Origin of the sequence: Zoogloea sp. (assembly GCF_044344315.1) — a bacterium.
Classification (GTDB): Bacteria; Pseudomonadota; Gammaproteobacteria; order Burkholderiales; family Rhodocyclaceae; genus Zoogloea.
In genome coordinates, this window is the sequence record NZ_JBIJDC010000109.1 from 1 (window position 1) to 16,148 (window position 16,148).

Sequence of the window (16,148 nt, forward strand, 5' to 3'; positions counted from 1 at the left end):
AGTTGCTTTTTGCAACTTTGATCAACTCCAGGAGAGTTTTCTCTCTGCCGGTTTTCCGGGAGTTGAATGTTGGGAAGATGCGCCCGTAGCTCAGTTGGATAGAGTACTTGGCTACGAACCAAGGGGTCGTGGGTTCGAATCCTGCCGGGCGCGCCAAACACGAAAGAAGGGGACTGTGGAAACACGGTCCCCTTCTTTTTTGCATTTCTTTTGTGCGTCTTTCCCCGCCGGCACCCCCTCTTCCAGCACGCCTCGCGGCAACCCGTTCGGCAAGCGTGTCGTATGACACAGTGCCAAGCTTGCCAGCTTAAAGTTTCCCGGGAATGCGTCGTCAATACGAGGACGACATTCTTTCAGGACTGAAGCTCTGAACGCGCCGCCTTCCCGTGCCGCAGCTGAACCCATGCAGCTCGACGTGCTTGCCTTGCAGGCGGCGATGGTTTCCCACGACCGCCTGGGGGAGTCTGCGACAGCCTTTGCCTCCGAACTCGCCACCCGTCTCGGCTGCGAGCGTGTTTCCGTGGGCTTTGTCGAGGATCGGTTCAGCCGCGTGGTGGCCTTGTCCCACGGCACCATAGGCAGCAGCGGTACAAATGGCACTGAAATGCTGCGGGTGATCGGCGCGGCGATGGACGAATCCATCGAGCAGGCTGCCACCGTCGTGGTGCCGGCGCCGGCAGGCCACGCACCGCAGATCGTGCTGGCCCACGAGGAACTCCTGCGCCGGGATGCGGGCATGGTGTGCACCCTCCCCCTGGTAGTAAAGCGCCAACTGGTGGGTGCGGTGCAGCTTCAGTTCCGTCACACGGGGCCGGTTTCGCCTGAACAGCTGGCCGACTGGGAACACGCTGTCGCCCTGCTTGGGCCTGTCCTGCATTTCATGCGTCGGAGCGAACGGCCCTGGCGCAAGCGTCTGCGCGACCGCGCCCAGCGCATCCGGGCCGACTTGCTTGCCCCCGGCAACGGGCGCCTGCGTCTCGGGCTGGCCGGGCTGTTGCTTGTATTCGGCATCCTGGTGGCGGTACCCATGGATTACCGGGTAGGCGGCAATGCCCGCGTGGAGGGCGCCATCCAGCGCGTGCTGGTGGCACCGGCCGACGGCTTCATCCGCCACAGCCATGTCAGGCCCGGCGATACGGTGAAGGCCGGGCAGGTGTTGGCCGAACTGGCCGGACAGGACCTGCAGCTTGAACGCAACAAATGGAGCAGCGAGCTCGCCCAGCACGAGAACAGTTACGCCGCCGCCATGGCCCGGGCCGACCGTACACAACTGGTCATCAGCCAGGCCCGCGCCGAAGAGGCCCGCGCTCAGCTGGCCCTGGTGGATGAACAGCTTGGTCGCATCCGCCTCGAGGCGCCCTTCGACGGCGTCGTGATCCGCGGCGACCTGAGCCAGTCCCTGGGTGCCCCCGTACAGCGGGGCGATGTGCTACTCACCATTGCCCCCCGGGATCGCTTCCGGGTGATCATCGAGGTGGACGAACGGGATATTTCCCGGATCAGGATAGCCCAGCCGGGCAGCCTGGCCCTGTCGGCCCTTCCCTGGGACACGCTGCCGCTGCGGATCGCCCGGATCACCCCGCTGGCCAGCCCGGTGGAAGGCAAGAATGTCTTCGAGGTGGAGGCCAGCCTCGAGTACCAGCCCGACAGCCTGCGCCCCGGCTTGCGTGGCGTGGCCCGCATCTCGGTGGGCGAAGCCCCGCTGCTGTGGGCCTGGACCCATCGCCTGACCGACTGGTTGCGGCTGAAGGCCTGGGGCCTGTGGGGCGGCTAGCATGAGCGGCAGTGTCTTCAGCAGCCAGTGGTACCGGGTCGCCGGCCTCCATCCGCGGCTGCGGGCCCAGGTGCGGGTGACGAGACAGATTTATCGCAACGAGGTGTGGCACGTCCTGGCCGACCCGGTCAGCGGGCGCTTTCACCGTATGAACACCGCCGCCTACGCCTTTGTCGGGCGCTGCGACGGGCTGCACACGGCGGACCAGATCAGCGAGGCCCTGCTGGCCCGCGACCCCGACTCGGCCCTGACCCAGGACGAGATCGTGCGTCTGCTGGTGCAGCTCAATCAGCGGGGCTTGATCCAGTGCGAACTGACCCCCGACGTGGAGGCGATCTTTCACCGGGAAGAGCAGGCCCAGCGCCAGCAGCGCCGCCTGGCGATCAATCCGCTGTCCTTCCGGGTCCGTCTCGGCGACCCCACGGCCTTGCTGCAGCGCTTCGACCCCTGGCTGCGTCGCATTTTTTCCTGGCCCGTGCTGATCTTCTGGCTATTGCTTATCGTCGTCGGTGCCACCACGGCGGCGATGAATTTTTCCGAGCTGGCCGTGCAGGTCCGTACCTGGATGGGCACGCCCCGCTTTCTGCTGATGGCCTGGGTGCTGTACCCCGTCATCAAGGCCATCCATGAGCTGGGGCACGGCCTGGCCACCCGGCGTCTGGGCGGTGAGGTCCACCAGATGGGGGTGAGTCTGCTGCTACTGATGCCTGCGCCCTTCGTTGACGCCTCGGCGGCCTCGGCCTTCCGCTATGCCAGCCAGCGGCTGATGGTCAGCGGCGTGGGGATTCTGGTGGAACTGGCCATCGCAGCCCTGGCCGTGATTCTGTGGGTGATCGTCGAAGCTGGCCTGGTGCGGGACGTGGCGCTGGTGGTGGCCTTCATCTGCGGCGTATCCACACTGGCCTTCAACGGCAATCCGCTGTTGCGCTTCGATGGCTATTTCGTGCTGTGCGATGTGCTCGACTTGCCCAACCTCGGCCCGCGCAGCCAGGCCTGGTGGCGTTACGTGATATTCAACCGCCGCTTCGGCCTGGCCCAGTTTGCATCGCCGGAGCCCGGCCGGGGCGAGCGCTTCTGGCTGTACCTGTACGCTCCGGCATCAGCCATCTACCGTCTGGGATTGTCCATCGCCATCGTGGCCTGGATCGGCAGCTGGTCGATGCCCCTGGGGCTCATCGCCGGCACCGGCCTGGCCTTCGTCCTCGTGCTGCGCCCCGTTTATCGCTTCTGGCGCCGCCTGCTTGCCATGGCCTTGCCGACGCCTGTCCGCCAGCGTGCCCTGAGAGGGGCCGCAGCGTTGAGCCTGGGCGCCGTGGCTCTGTTCTGCCTGGTGCCCTTGCCCTTCGCCACGGTGGGCCGCGGCGTGGTGTGGGTGCCCGAACAGGCACAGCTGCGCACCGGCACCGACGGCTTCATCGAACATCTGGACGCCCGCCATGGCGAGGAGGTCGTGGCCGGGCAGGTCCTGGCGCATCTGTCTGACAGCCGGCTGGTGGCCGATGCAGTCAAACTGCGCAGCCAACTCGAGGCCCTCGACGTGGATCTCTACCAGGCCATGCTGCGCGACCCGGTCAAAGCCCGCAATATCGAGGAGGAGGTGGGGCGCCTGCGTGCCCAGTTGCGCCGTGTCGAGGAACTACAAAGCCTGCTGGTGCTGCGTGCCGGCGTCTCCGGGCGCCTGGTGATGCCCCGGCAGGCCGACGTGGAGGGTGCCTTCGTGCCCCGTGGTGCCTTGCTCGGCCACATCCTCACTAGCGAAGCCGCAACGGTTCGGGTTGCGGTGGAGCAGGACGAGGCGGCCCTGGTCCGCGGCGACACCCGGGCCGTGTCGGTGCGGCTGGCTGAGTCGCCGGATGAATCCCGCAATGGGCGCCTGCTGCGCGCCGTGCCGGCCGCCACCGAGAAGCTGCCCAGCGCAGCCCTGGGCGAGCACGCCGGCGGCGACATCGCCGTGGACCCGGCCGACAAGGATCACCAGCAGGCCATTGCACCGGTCTTCATCTTCGATATCGGCATAGACGAAACCGTACTCGAGCGGGCCGGTGGCCGGGCATGGGTGCGCTTCGAGCATGGCTGGGCCCCCCTCGCCGTACAGTGGGGGCGGCGCCTCAAGCAGCTCTTCCTGCGCCAGTTCGACCCCGGCTCATGACGATGCACCTGCACGCGCGCATGCCCCTTCCCGGGCTGGTGTGGGGCGCTTACCCGGAGCGACACGAGCCGCCGCAGGTCCGCTGGCCGTGGGCCCGCGCGCCCTACCTGCGTCAGGTTGCCGCAGTACGCCGGGCCACGGGCGACTGGCAGGGCCTCGACGACAGCACCTTTGCTGCCAGTCTGCACAAGCTTCGAGCCCATATCGGGCGTGACGGCCTTACGCCCCGACGAACCGTGGAGGCCATGGCGGTGGCAACCGAAGCCGCCCGCCGGGGGCTTGGCCTGCATGCCTACGACGCGCAGATCCACGCCGCCCTGATCATGCTCGACAACCGCCTGGCCGAGATGGCGACAGGCGAGGGCAAGACCCTGGCGGCGGCCCTGGCGGCCAGTGTCGGCGCCTTGGCCGGGACCCCCGTGCACGTGCTTACCGCCAACGACTACCTGGTCGAACGCGACGCCACCGGTCTGGCGCCCCTGTACACCTGCCTCGGACTGCATGCAGGCTTTGTCACCGGCCCGATGAGCGAGGCTGAGCGTCGCGACGCCTATGCCGCCCCGATCTGCTACGTGACGGCCCGGGAGCTCGTTTTTGATTATCTGCGGGACGGGCAGCGGCGGGGCTTCGTGCGGGCCGACCTGCAACGCCGCAACGCATCCCGCGGGCGGGGTGAAGCCCTGCTGCGGGGGCTGTGCATGGCCCTGGTCGATGAAGCTGACAGCCTGCTGATCGACGAGGCCATGACACCCTTGATCCTCTCCCGGCAGGTGCGAGGCGGCCCGGCCAGGGCCCTGTCCTGGCAAGCCTGGGCCCTGGCCGGGGAGCTTGTGGAAGGGCAGGACTTCACCGTGCCAGCAGTCGGGATGCGGGTCGAATTGAGCCCCGGCGGCAGCGCCCGGCTGGCCGACCTGAGTGCCGGCCTGGGCGGGCGCTGGCGTTCCCGCCGCCTGCGCGAGGAGGTGGTGTGCACCGCCCTGGCAGCCCGCCATCTCTACCGACGGGACGTGCACTACCTCATCCGGGACGGGCAGGTGGAGATTGTGGATGAGGTGAGCGGCCGCGCCGCACCGGGTAGGGTTTGGTCCCGGGGGCTGCACACCTTTGTAGAGCTGAAGGAAGGGTGCCGACCGACACCGGATACGGAGACCCTTGCCCAGATCACATATCAACGTTTCTTCCCCCGTTACCACCGCCTTGGCGGGATGAGCGGAACCCTGCATGAAGCGCGGGGAGAGCTGCGCGAGATCTACGGACTGGACGTGGTATGCGTTCCGTCACGTCGGCCGAACTCAAGGAAGTCCCTTGACTGCCGTATATATGACACGCGTCGTGCCTTGTGGGGAGCTGTCACCAGACGGGTTGCCGAGTATCGGGCGGAGGGTCGCCCGGTTCTCATTGGTACGGCCTCGGTCGCCGAATCCGACGCCTTGTCCGCCTGTCTGAGGGCGGCGGGCATTCCCCACGGACTGCTGAATGCCCGCCTGGATGCCAGCGAAGCGGCCATCGTGGCGTGCTCGGGCGAGCCCGGGCAGGTCACCGTCGCGACCAACATGGCCGGACGCGGAACGGATATTCCCCTGGCTGCCGGCGTGGCAGCAGCAGGGGGTTTGCATGTAATGAATTGCCAGTTCACCGCATCCCGACGCATTGACCGCCAGCTGGAGGGGCGCAGTGCTCGCCAGGGCGACCCGGGCAGTGCGGAACGCTGGATCAGCCTGGACACACCGCGGGTCGGCGAAGTGGCCGGGCTGATGGCACTGACCCGCAGGGCGGGGAAAGACGATGATGGACGGATCGGGCTCGGGCCGCGGCTGCTTGATGCGCTGCTGGGTTTGAGCCAATGGAGGCAGAGCCGCCGGGAAAGACGGGCTCGCCGTGCGCTTTTGGAGGCGGATCGTGAATGGGAGCGGGGACTCTCGTTTGGTGGTCCCGGAGAATGACACTATGAACAGATGGTTTGTGGCCTGGGTGATAGGGAGTGGCGCGGGGCTGGCAGGCGCCGCGCCGTCCAGCCCCCCGGCGCCCGCCCTCGGCTGCCTGATCGAGCCGGACAGGGTGGCCGATCTGGGCAGCCCGGTCATCGGTGTGCTGGAGGGCCTGCGCGTTGATCGCGGCGATGTGATCCGCAAAGGACAGGTGCTGGCCGTGCTGCGCAGCGACGTGGAGCGGGCGACCGCCGAGGTGGCCCGGACACGCGCCATGGCCGAGGCAGATCTGCACTCCGCCGAAGCCAACCGCGACTTTGCCCGCCAGAAGCTGAAACGCGCTGAAGATCTCGTGGCGCGCAATTTCCTCGCCCAGCAGGCCCTCGATCAGGCTCGCACCGAATTGCAGGTCAACGAGCAGAAGTACCAGCAGGCCCGCGAGCAGCAGCGGGTGTGGGGGCGTGAGCTGGGCGTGGCCCAGGCCCAGGTGGGGCTGCGCACCATTCGCAGCCCCTTTGACGGCGTGGTGGTGGAGCGCTACCTCGCCCAGGGTGAGCGGGTGGAGGAAAAGCCCGTGTTCAAGGTCGCCCGCATCGACCCGCTGCGAGTCGAAGTAATCGTTCCTGCCGCGCGCTTCGGCACCATCCAGGTGGGGGAGGTGGCCAGCGTGGCGCCGGATCTGCCCAACACCCCACCCCAGGAAGCCACCGTTACCCTGGTGGACAAGGTGGTGGATGCGGCCAGCAACACCTTTCGGGTACGCCTGGTGCTGCCCAACGCCAACAACCGGCTGCCGGCCGGCCTGCGCTGCCGCATCAGCTTTGCCGATCCGGCCCCGGTAGCCCCCGCCGCCGAGCGCCGCCTGGTGGGTGGGCTACGCATGGATGCCTCGCTCAGCCCGGCGCGACCAAAGCCTCGCCCCTGATGTCATGGATCGCCATCACCGACGCCGGGCGCTGATCGAGACCTTCGAGCAGCGCATTCTTTATTCTGCCGACCCGCTTCCGTCCGGTGAGCTTGTCTCCGCCCTTGTGGGCCTCGAACACACCGATGGAGCGACGGCAGATGGCGGCGGTGTCGAGCTGGTCTTCGTGGATACCCGCAGCCCGGATCTGCAACTCCTGCTCGACGATCTCGAAGCCCAGCGCCAGGCCGGGCGGGATCTCGAAGTTATCCTCATCGAGCAGGATGAGGACGGCATCGCCAAGGTCTCCGAAGCCCTGGCCGGGCATCATGACGTGGCGGCGGTGCACCTTGTCGGGCACGGCAGCGAGGGCTTGATCGAACTCGGAGCAAGCCGGCTGAACATGGACGTGCTCCTGCAGCGGGCCAGCGAGATTGCCGGCTGGGGCGATGCCCTGGTCGATAGTGGTGATCTGCTGCTGTATGGCTGTGATGTGGCCGCAGGAACGGACGGCGAGGCCCTGGTCACCACCCTGAGCCAGCTGACCGGGGCCGATGTGGCCGCCAGTATCGACACGACCGGCAGTGCCCTGCTGGGCGGCGACTGGGACCTGGAACGTCAGACCGGCAGCGTGGAAGCCCGACCCTTTGCCTCCGCCAGCCTGCAGGCCGAGTGGGGTGGAGTGCTCGGGGTCGCCGCCCAGGGCACCGAAACCCTGGTGAACCAGAACACCAGCGGCTCCCAGGGCAACAACTGGTCCGGCAAGACCGTGGGCATGGACGGCAGCGGCAATTACGTGGTCGTCTGGATGGACGGCTCCGGCGCCGACGGCAGCGGCCAGGGCATCTACGCACGGCGCTACGACGTGAACGGAACGGCACTGGGCAACGCCTTCCGGGCCAATAGCTACACCTTCGACAACCAGCGCAACCCCCAGGTGGCCATGGCTGCCAACGGCAACTTCGTCGTCGTTTGGGAAAGCATGGGGCAGGACGGCAGCAACTACGGTATCTACGCCCAGCGCTACAACGCCAGCGGCGTGGCCCAGGGCGGCGAGTTCCGCGTCAATACGATGACCATCGACGACCAGCGCGAACCGGCTGTCGCCATGGATGCCAATGGCAACTTCGTGGTGACCTATCAGGCCTGGGCATCAGGTAATAGCAGCTGGGGCGTGCTGGCCCAGCGCTATAACGCCAGTGGTCTGGCGCAAGGCGCCGAGTTCGTCGTCAACACCACTCTGGATCTCGACCAGATGGAGCCGAGCATCGCCATGGATGCCGCCGGCAACTTCGTCATTGCCTGGCAGAGCTATGGCCAGGAAGGCACCACCGACGGCATCTACGCGCAGCGTTACAACGCCAGCGGCCTGGCACTGGGCGGTGAGTTCCACGTCAATACCACGACGACCGACAACCAGAACCTCCCCACCGTTGCCATGGACAGCAGCGGCAACTTCATCATCACCTGGGAAAGCTACGCCCAGGACGGCAGCCTGCAGGGGATCTACGGCCAGCGTTACGACAGCGGTGGCGTCGCCCAGGGGGGTGAGTTCCGGCTCAACACGACCACCGCCAACGCCCAGCAGAACCCGGTGGTCACGATGACTGGCGGTGGCAGCTTTGCGGTCACCTGGCAGAGCACCGCCCAGGACGGCAACCTGGAAGGGGTGTACATGCGTCTCTACGACGCGTCGGGAAACCCCGTTACCGGCGAGACACGGGTCAACACCACCACTACCGGCGACCAGCATTCACCCAGCGTCGTTTCCAACCAGAACGGCCGCATGGTGATCACGTGGCAGGGCAATGGCAGCGGAGATGGCGACGGCGTCTTCATGCAGCGCTATACCTACGGCTTCCCGCCGGTATTGACCATGTCCACCGGCAGCGCCACCTACGTGGAGAACGCTGCCCCCCTGTCCGATGCAGGCGCCACGGTGACGGACCCCAACACCACGGCGTTCAACGGCGGCCAGCTCATTGTCCAATTGACCTCCAACGGCACGGCAAGCGACGAGCTGGGTATCCGCAACGATGGCGTCGGAGCCGGACAGATCGGCGTTTCGGGCGCCAACGTGACCTACGGCGGGGTGGTCATCGGTACCTTCAGCGGGGTGTTCGGCAACGGCAGCACGCCGCTTACCGTGACCCTCAACGGCAATGCCAGCGTGGCCGCCACCCAGGCCCTGGTAAGGGCGGTCACCTACCGCGACACCAGTGACGCACCGTCCACCCTCACCCGGACCCTGAGCCTCGCCCTCTCCGACGGAACCGGATGGACCAGCAACCCGGCCACCATCAGCCTGGCTGTGGTGGCCCAGAACGATGCGCCGGTCCACAGCGTGCCGGGCGCCCAGAGCACGCCCATCAGCACCTCCCTGATCTTTTCGTCGGCCAACGGCAACCCCCTTGTGGTCAGCGATGCCGACTCAGGCGGCGGCAACCTGCAGGTCAGCCTGACGATCACCAATGGCAGCCTCAGCCTGAGCCGCATCACCGGCCTGAGCTTCACCAGCGGAGACGGCAGTTCGGATACGGCGATGACCTTCTCCGGCAATCTGGCCAACATCAACGCCGCCCTGGAGGGTCTGGTCTACACGCCCACCACGGGCTACAACGGTGCGGCCAGCCTGGGCATCACCACCAGCGACCTGGGCAACACGGGCAGCGGCGGCGCCCTTACCGACAGTGACAGCATCACCATCCAGGTGGGCGCAGTGCGTTTCCAGCAGGATGTGGCCGGTTACACCGGCACGGTCGACACCTATGTCAGCGATGGCGCCACCGGCACCAGTTTCGGCAACGCCACCACCGTGATCGTGGACGACGGCTCGCCGGTAATCCAGGGTCTGCTGCGTTTCGACAGCATGTTTGGCAGCGGGGCAGGGCAGATCCCTTTCGGTGCCACCATCAATTCGGCATCCCTGTCCTTCTACGTTACCAACCAGGACGCCGCCGACACCGTCTCCCTGTACACCATGCTCGGGTCGTGGTCGGAAGCCTCAACCTGGAGCAGCCTGGGCTCGGGCGTGCAGATGAACGGCACCGAGGCCGCGAGCTCGCCCCTGACCACCTTCAGCGCCGGGGTTTCCGGCTGGAACACCATCAACGGGTTGGCCAGCTCGGTGCAGGTATGGGCAGACAACGGCAGCAACCAGGGCTGGCTGCTGGCCTCGGCCAATCCCGGTGCCGACAACTGGGCCTTTGCGTCATCGGAGTACGCCACGGTCAGCCTGCGCCCCTATCTGATCATTTCCTACACGGCGCCGATCGCCCCCACCATCACCAGCAACGGCGGCGGCACCACCGCCAGCGTCAACACGGCTGAGAATGCCACGGCAGTGACAACGGTCACCGCAACCGATGCAGACAGCACCGCGGCCGAGCTGAGCTACAGCATCGTCGGTGGCGCCGATGCGGGCAAGTTCAGCATCAATGCCGCCACGGGCGCCCTGCGTTTCATCACGGCGCCCAACTACGAGCTGCCCACCGACACCGGCAGCAACAACGTCTATGACGTGACCGTGCAGGTCAGTGACGGTTTCCTGAGCGACACCCAGGCCATCGCCGTCGCGGTGACGCCGGTGAATGACAACACCCCGGTGATCAGCAGCAATGGCGGCGGCGCAACAGCGGCCATCAGCCTGGCCGAAAACACCCTCCCGGTCACCACCGTGACCGCCAGCGACGCCGACCTACCCACTTCCACACTCACCTACACCATCATCGGTGGTGCGGATTCGGCCCGCTTCTCCCTCAACAGCAGCACCGGGCAGCTCAGTTTCTTGGCCGCCCCCAACTACGAAGTCCCCAGCGACGCGGGCGCCAACAATGTCTATGACGTGACCGTTCAGGTGTCGGATGGCACCTACACCGACACCCAGGCCATCGCCGTCACCATCACTGCGGTCAACGACAACACCCCGGCGATCACCAGCAACGGCGGCGGGGCGGCGGCCAGCGTCAGTATTGTCGAACACACCGCTGCCGTCACCACCGTCACCGCTACCGATGCCGACCTGCCGGCGCAAACCCTCACCTACAGCATTGCCGGGGGCAACGACGCAGGGCAGTTCGCCGTCGACAGCGGCACCGGCGTGCTCAGCTTCATCACCGCCCCCAATTTCGAGTCGCCGGTCGACTTCGACGCCAACAACATCTACCACGTGATCGTCCAGGTGTCGGATGGCACGCTTGCCAGCACCCAGGCCATCGCGGTGACGGTCAGCAACATCAATGAGGCGCCCATTCTCAATGCCACGCCAGCGGTGGCCCTCGCGCCGATCGCCGAGGATGCCGGAGCACCGGCGGGCGCCGTCGGCACCCTGGTCTCGACTCTCGTGGACATCGCCGGCGGCGGCGGCTGGGACAACTTCTCCGACCCGGATCTCGGCGCCAGCACCGGCCTGGCCGTGATCGGCGCAGATGCCACATCCGGCACCTGGTATTACACAATCAACGGCGGCAGCAGCTGGAGCACCCTGGGCACCCCCACAACGGCCAGCGCACGCCTGCTCGCTGCCGACACCCAGACGCGGGTGTACTTTGCCCCCGCCAGCAATTTCAACGGTAGCCTTGCCAACGCCCTGACATTCCGCGCCTGGGACAGGACCAGCGGCAGCAACGGCGGGCTCGCCGACACCAGCACCAACGGCGGGGCAAGCGCCTTCTCGACCGCCACCGACACTGCGGCCCTGAGCGTTACGGCCGTCAACGATGAGCAGAGCATCGTCAGCAACACCGGCGCCACCTTTGCCGAAGGCTCTTTGGGCAACATCATCACCAGCACCATGCTGCGCACCACCGATGTGGACAACAGCGCCGCCCAGCTGGTCTACACCCTTGGCACCGCACCGGGCGTGGGAACCCTGTACCGCAGTGGCGTGGCGCTGGGGGCAGGGGGGAGCTTCACCCAGGCCGACGTGGACAGCAACCTGCTCACCTACACCCACGGTGGCGGTGAAAACACGGCCGACAGTTTCTCGTTCACGGTGGACGACGGTGCCGGTAGCACCTCTTCGGCGAGTTTTGCCATCACCATCACCGGGGTCAACGACAACGCACCGGTGATCACCAGCAACGGCGGCGGGGGCAGTGCCTCGATCTCCATGCCGGAGAACAACACCGCGGTGACCACCGTGACCGCCACCGATGGCGACATCCCCACCACTACGCTGAGTTACAGCATCGCGGGTGGAACAGACGCTGCGCATTTCTCCATCAACCCGACGACCGGTGTCCTGCAGTTCGTCTCGACCGCCGATTTCGAAACGCCCCTCGACGTAAATGGGGACAACGTCTATCACATCAATGTCCAGGTCAGCGACGGCAGCCTGACCGACACCCAGACCCTCACCGTCACCATCAACGACGTTGTCAACGAGCTGGTCGTCACCACCGCGGCCGATCTCACCGATGGCGACACCTCCAGCATCACCGCCCTGCTTGCCAACATGGGAGGCGACGGCAAGATCTCCCTGCGCGAAGCCATCCTCGCCGCCAACAACTCGGCCGGTGCCGACACCATCACCTTCGCCATCGGCTCGGGGCCGCAGGTCATCCACCTCAATTCCGTGTTGCCGGCCATCACCTCCGTGATCCATATCGAAGGCACTTCCCAGACCGGCTATGCCGGCACGCCCCTGGTGATGCTCGATGGTGCTGCCGCCGGCGCCACTGCCACGGGTCTGGAGTTCAGCCCGGGCAGCAGCGGCAGCAGCGTGCGGGGGCTGGCCATCGGCAACTTCAGCCTCTACGGCATCCATGTCAATCAGGTCTCCGCCATCACCATCGCCGGCAACTACCTGGGCACCGATCTGAGTGGCGCACTTGCCGCGCCCAACGGTGTCGGCCTGTTCATTTCCGAATCCGGCAACAACATCGTCGGTGGCACCTCCGCCGCCGATCGCAACATCATCTCCGGCAACACCGGAGGGGGCGTGGTGGTGAGTGGCGCGACGGCCACCAACAACGTCATCCAGGGTAACTACATCGGCCTGGATCGCACCGGCACCGCCGACTTGGGCAACGGGGGGGACGGGGTGTCGGTACAGGCCTCGGCAAGCAACAACCTGATCGGGGGCACCACGCCGGCCGAGCGCAACGTCATCTCCGGCAATACCGGATCAGGCGTCCGCATCTACAGCACCTATACGGATTTCAACACGGTCTCGGGCAATTACATTGGTACCAACGCCGCCGGCACCGCCAACATCGGCAATGCCGGCCAGGGCGTGGAGCTGGACGGGGTGTCAGGCAACATCATCGGCAGCCTGACGTCGGGAGGAGGCAATCTGATTTCCGGCAACGCTGGTGACGGCGTACTGGTGGAAAACGGGGGGGACGGCAACCTCATCTTTGGCAACACCATCGTGGCCAACGGGGAGGAGGGGATACAAGTGTGGGGTGGCGCCATCAACACCGTGATCGGTCATTCGACACCCGCCGCACGCAACATCATCTCCGGCAATGCCATGCAGGGCATCGGAATCTATGGCATCTCCTCCGGCACCGTGGTGCGCGGCAACTGGATTGGCGTGGCCACCGATGGGGTGACCGCCCAGGGCAACGGCAAGCGGGGCATCCATGTCTCCCAGGCGTCCAGCGTGATGATCGGGGGCTCCAACCCGGGTGAAGGCAACATCATTGCCAACGCCGGCGCCCTGCACCCGGGAGTAAGCCTTTCCGACGGCGCCAACGGCGTGGTGATCATCGGCAATTCCATCTACGGCAGCAGCTCGCTGGGCATCGACCTGGACGGTGACTGGGTGACCGCCAACGACCCGGGCGATGCGGACGTCGGCTCCAACAACCTGCAGAACACGCCCGAGCTGCTCTCGGCACTGCTAACCGGTAGCGACATCGCCTTGTCCGGCACCCTCAACAGCCTTGCCAACACGCGTTTCCGCATCGAGTTTTTTGCCAATCCGGGGCCCCATGCGTCCGGCTACGGGGAGGGCCGCAGCTACATCTGCTTTGTTGATGTATTGACGGACGCCAGTGGCAACGCAAGCTTCGGCCCGTCCTACGCCGGGGCCTTGCCGGCCGGCAGCCAGTACTGGATCTCATCCACGGCAACCCGCCTCGACGGGTCGAGCAACTTCGTTGAAACCTCGGAGTTCTCCGCCAGCATTCCAACCAATCCGCCCGTAATTACCAGCGATGGCGGAGGGAGCACGGCGGCGGTCTCCGTCGCCGAGGGCACGACGGAAGTGACGACAGTGATCGCCGTCGATCCGGACGGCGCAGCCCAGACCATCACCTACAGCATCGTCGGTGGCGCCGACGCCGGCCGCTTCACGATCAACGCCAGCTCCGGCCTACTCGAGTTTTCGGCATCGCCCGATTTCGAAGCCCCGGCCGACGCCAACGGTGACAACCTCTATGAGGTCATCGTGCGCGCCAGCGATGGCCTGGGTGGAACCGACAGCCAGGCCATCAGCGTCAGCGTGACCAACGTCAACGATGAACCGGGCTTCAGCTTCATCTCCGGCAACGTGGATTACGCCGAAAACGCCGGCGCCATCATCGTTGCCCCGACGGCCACCGTGACCGACCCGGACTCTGCCAACTTCGACGGCGGCCGGCTGGTGGTGTATTTCTCGTCCGGCGGCCAGGCGGAAGACCGTATCGCCCTGCGCAATGAAGGCATCGGCGCGGGGCAGATCGGGGTGAGTGGCGGCGCCGTCACCTTTGGCGGAGTGCTGATCGGGAGTTGGAGCGGTGGGCAAAACGGCACAACGCCCTTCGTCGTGACTTTCAACGCCAGCGCCACGCCGGCCGCCGTTCAGTCGATGGCACGCAACATCACCTACCAGAACGTCTCCGACGCGCCTTCGGCCGCGGCCCGCAGCATGGTCGCCTACGTTGAGGACGGTGATGGAAGCAGCAGCCCCATCACCGGCGGAACAGTCACCCCCATCCAGGTCAACGACGCGCCGGTGATCACGTCCAACAGCGGCGGCGCAACAGGTTCGCAAGGCCTTGAAGAGAACGCGACTTTCGTCACCACCGTAACGGTCTCCGATCCCGACGGGCCCGCTGCGGTATTCAGCATTGCCGGGGGCAACGACAGCGGAAAATTCACCATCGACGGGAGCACCGGCGTGCTGAGTTTTGTCAGCGCACCGGACTTTGAAGCGCCCACCGACCTGGACCGCAACAACGTCTACGAGGTGATTGTCCAGGTGTCGGACGGCAGCGGCGGGGTGGACACCCAGGCCCTGTCGGTCAGCGTCAGCCCGGCCAACGACAACGCGCCGCAGATCACCAGCAATGGCGGCGGGGCGACGGCCGCCATCAGTCTTGCCGAAAACACCGCCATCGTGACCACGGTGACGGCCACCGACGCCGACCAGCCCACCCAGACACTCAGCTACGCCATCGTCGGTGGCGCCGATGGCGCGCTGTTCAGCATCGATGGCGCGAGCGGCGTCCTGAGCTTCCTGGCTCCGCCAGACTTCGAGACCCCGGCCGACGCCGACTCGGACAACACCTATGCAGTCACCGTCCAGGTGGCCGACGGTGCCGGCCTCACCAGCACCCAGGGCATTTCCGTCAGCATCACCGCGGCCAACGACAACGCACCGGAGATCAGCAGCGATGGCGGCGGCGCGGCCGCATCGATCAGCGTGGAGGAGAACACTACGGCCGTGACGACGGTCACCGCCACCGACGCCGACCTGCCCGTCCAGACGCTGACCTACAGCATCAGCGGCGGTGCCGATGCCGCGCGCTTCCAGATCGATGGCACGACGGGCATGCTCAGCTTTCTCACAGCACCGGATTTTGAAGTCCCTACGGATGCCGGCGGCGACAACGTTTACGACATCATCGTCCAGGTCTCCGACGGTCAGGGCAGCACCGACACCCAGGCCATCGCGGTGACGGTAACCTCCGCCAACGACAGTGCGCCGGTCATCACCAGCCCCGGCACCGCCAGCGTGGCCGAGAACACCACGGCTGTCATGACAGTCACCGCCACCGATGCGGATCAACCCGCCCAGACGCTGACCTACAGCATCAGCGGTGGCGCCGATGCCGCGCGCTTCCAGATCAATGCCGATTCCGGTGTACTCAGCTTCCTCACCGCGCCGGACTTCGAAGTGCCGACCGATGCCGGCGGCGACAACGTCTACGACGTGATCGTCCAGGTCTCCGACGGCCAGGGCAGCACCGACACCCACGCCATCGCCGTCACAGTAACCTCCATCAACGACAGTGCGCCGGTCATCACCAGCCCCGGCAACGCCAGCGTGGCGGAGAACACCACGGCCGTGATGACAGTCACTGCCACGGATTCGGACCAGCCTGCCCAGACGTTGGCCTACAGCATCGTCGGTGGTGCCGATGCTGCCCACTTCCAGATCGACGCCAACACGGGCGTATTGAG

The 16,148-nt window shown here is 66.2% G+C and carries 5 protein-coding genes and 1 tRNA gene; all 6 read left to right on the plus strand.

Annotation, left to right across the window (positions count from 1 at the left end):
- Positions 1-79 precede the first annotated feature (79 nt).
- Positions 80-156, plus strand: a tRNA-Arg gene (locus ACIQ09_RS18365).
- Between the two features lie 247 nt (positions 157-403).
- Positions 404-1,774 carry an efflux RND transporter periplasmic adaptor subunit gene (locus tag ACIQ09_RS18370; protein ID WP_398313212.1) on the plus strand — a complete coding sequence of 457 codons (1,371 nt, stop codon included), beginning with the start codon at positions 404-406 and terminating at the stop codon, positions 1,772-1,774.
- Between the two features lies 1 nt (position 1,775).
- Positions 1,776-3,923, plus strand: a complete 2,148-nt coding sequence (locus ACIQ09_RS18375; protein ID WP_398313214.1) for a PqqD family peptide modification chaperone — start codon at positions 1,776-1,778, stop codon at positions 3,921-3,923.
- Complete coding sequence (locus ACIQ09_RS18380; protein ID WP_398313216.1) at positions 3,920-5,866, plus strand: preprotein translocase subunit SecA; 1,947 nt, start codon at positions 3,920-3,922, stop codon at positions 5,864-5,866. Before ACIQ09_RS18375 ends, ACIQ09_RS18380 begins: the two co-directional genes overlap by 4 nt.
- Positions 5,867-5,870: 4 nt before the next feature.
- The gene (locus tag ACIQ09_RS18385) at positions 5,871-6,776 is read left to right on the plus strand and encodes an efflux RND transporter periplasmic adaptor subunit (RefSeq protein WP_398313218.1); all 906 of its coding nucleotides are present in this window, start codon (positions 5,871-5,873) and stop codon (positions 6,774-6,776) included.
- Positions 6,777-6,780: 4 nt separating this feature from the next.
- Positions 6,781-16,148 (plus strand): cadherin domain-containing protein (locus ACIQ09_RS18390; protein ID WP_398313220.1); only part of this gene is annotated, 9,368 nt, incomplete at its 3' end.

Bases quoted from the DNA above. Each gene is read 5' to 3' on its own strand.
- ACIQ09_RS18385 (WP_398313218.1), top strand. From the start codon at position 5,871: ATGAACAGATGGTTTGTGGCCTGGGTGATAGGGAGTGGCGCGGGGCTG.
- ACIQ09_RS18375 (WP_398313214.1), top strand. From the start codon at position 1,776: ATGAGCGGCAGTGTCTTCAGCAGCCAGTGGTACCGGGTCGCCGGCCTC.
- ACIQ09_RS18380 (WP_398313216.1), top strand. From the start codon at position 3,920: ATGACGATGCACCTGCACGCGCGCATGCCCCTTCCCGGGCTGGTGTGG.
- ACIQ09_RS18370 (WP_398313212.1), top strand. From the start codon at position 404: ATGCAGCTCGACGTGCTTGCCTTGCAGGCGGCGATGGTTTCCCACGAC.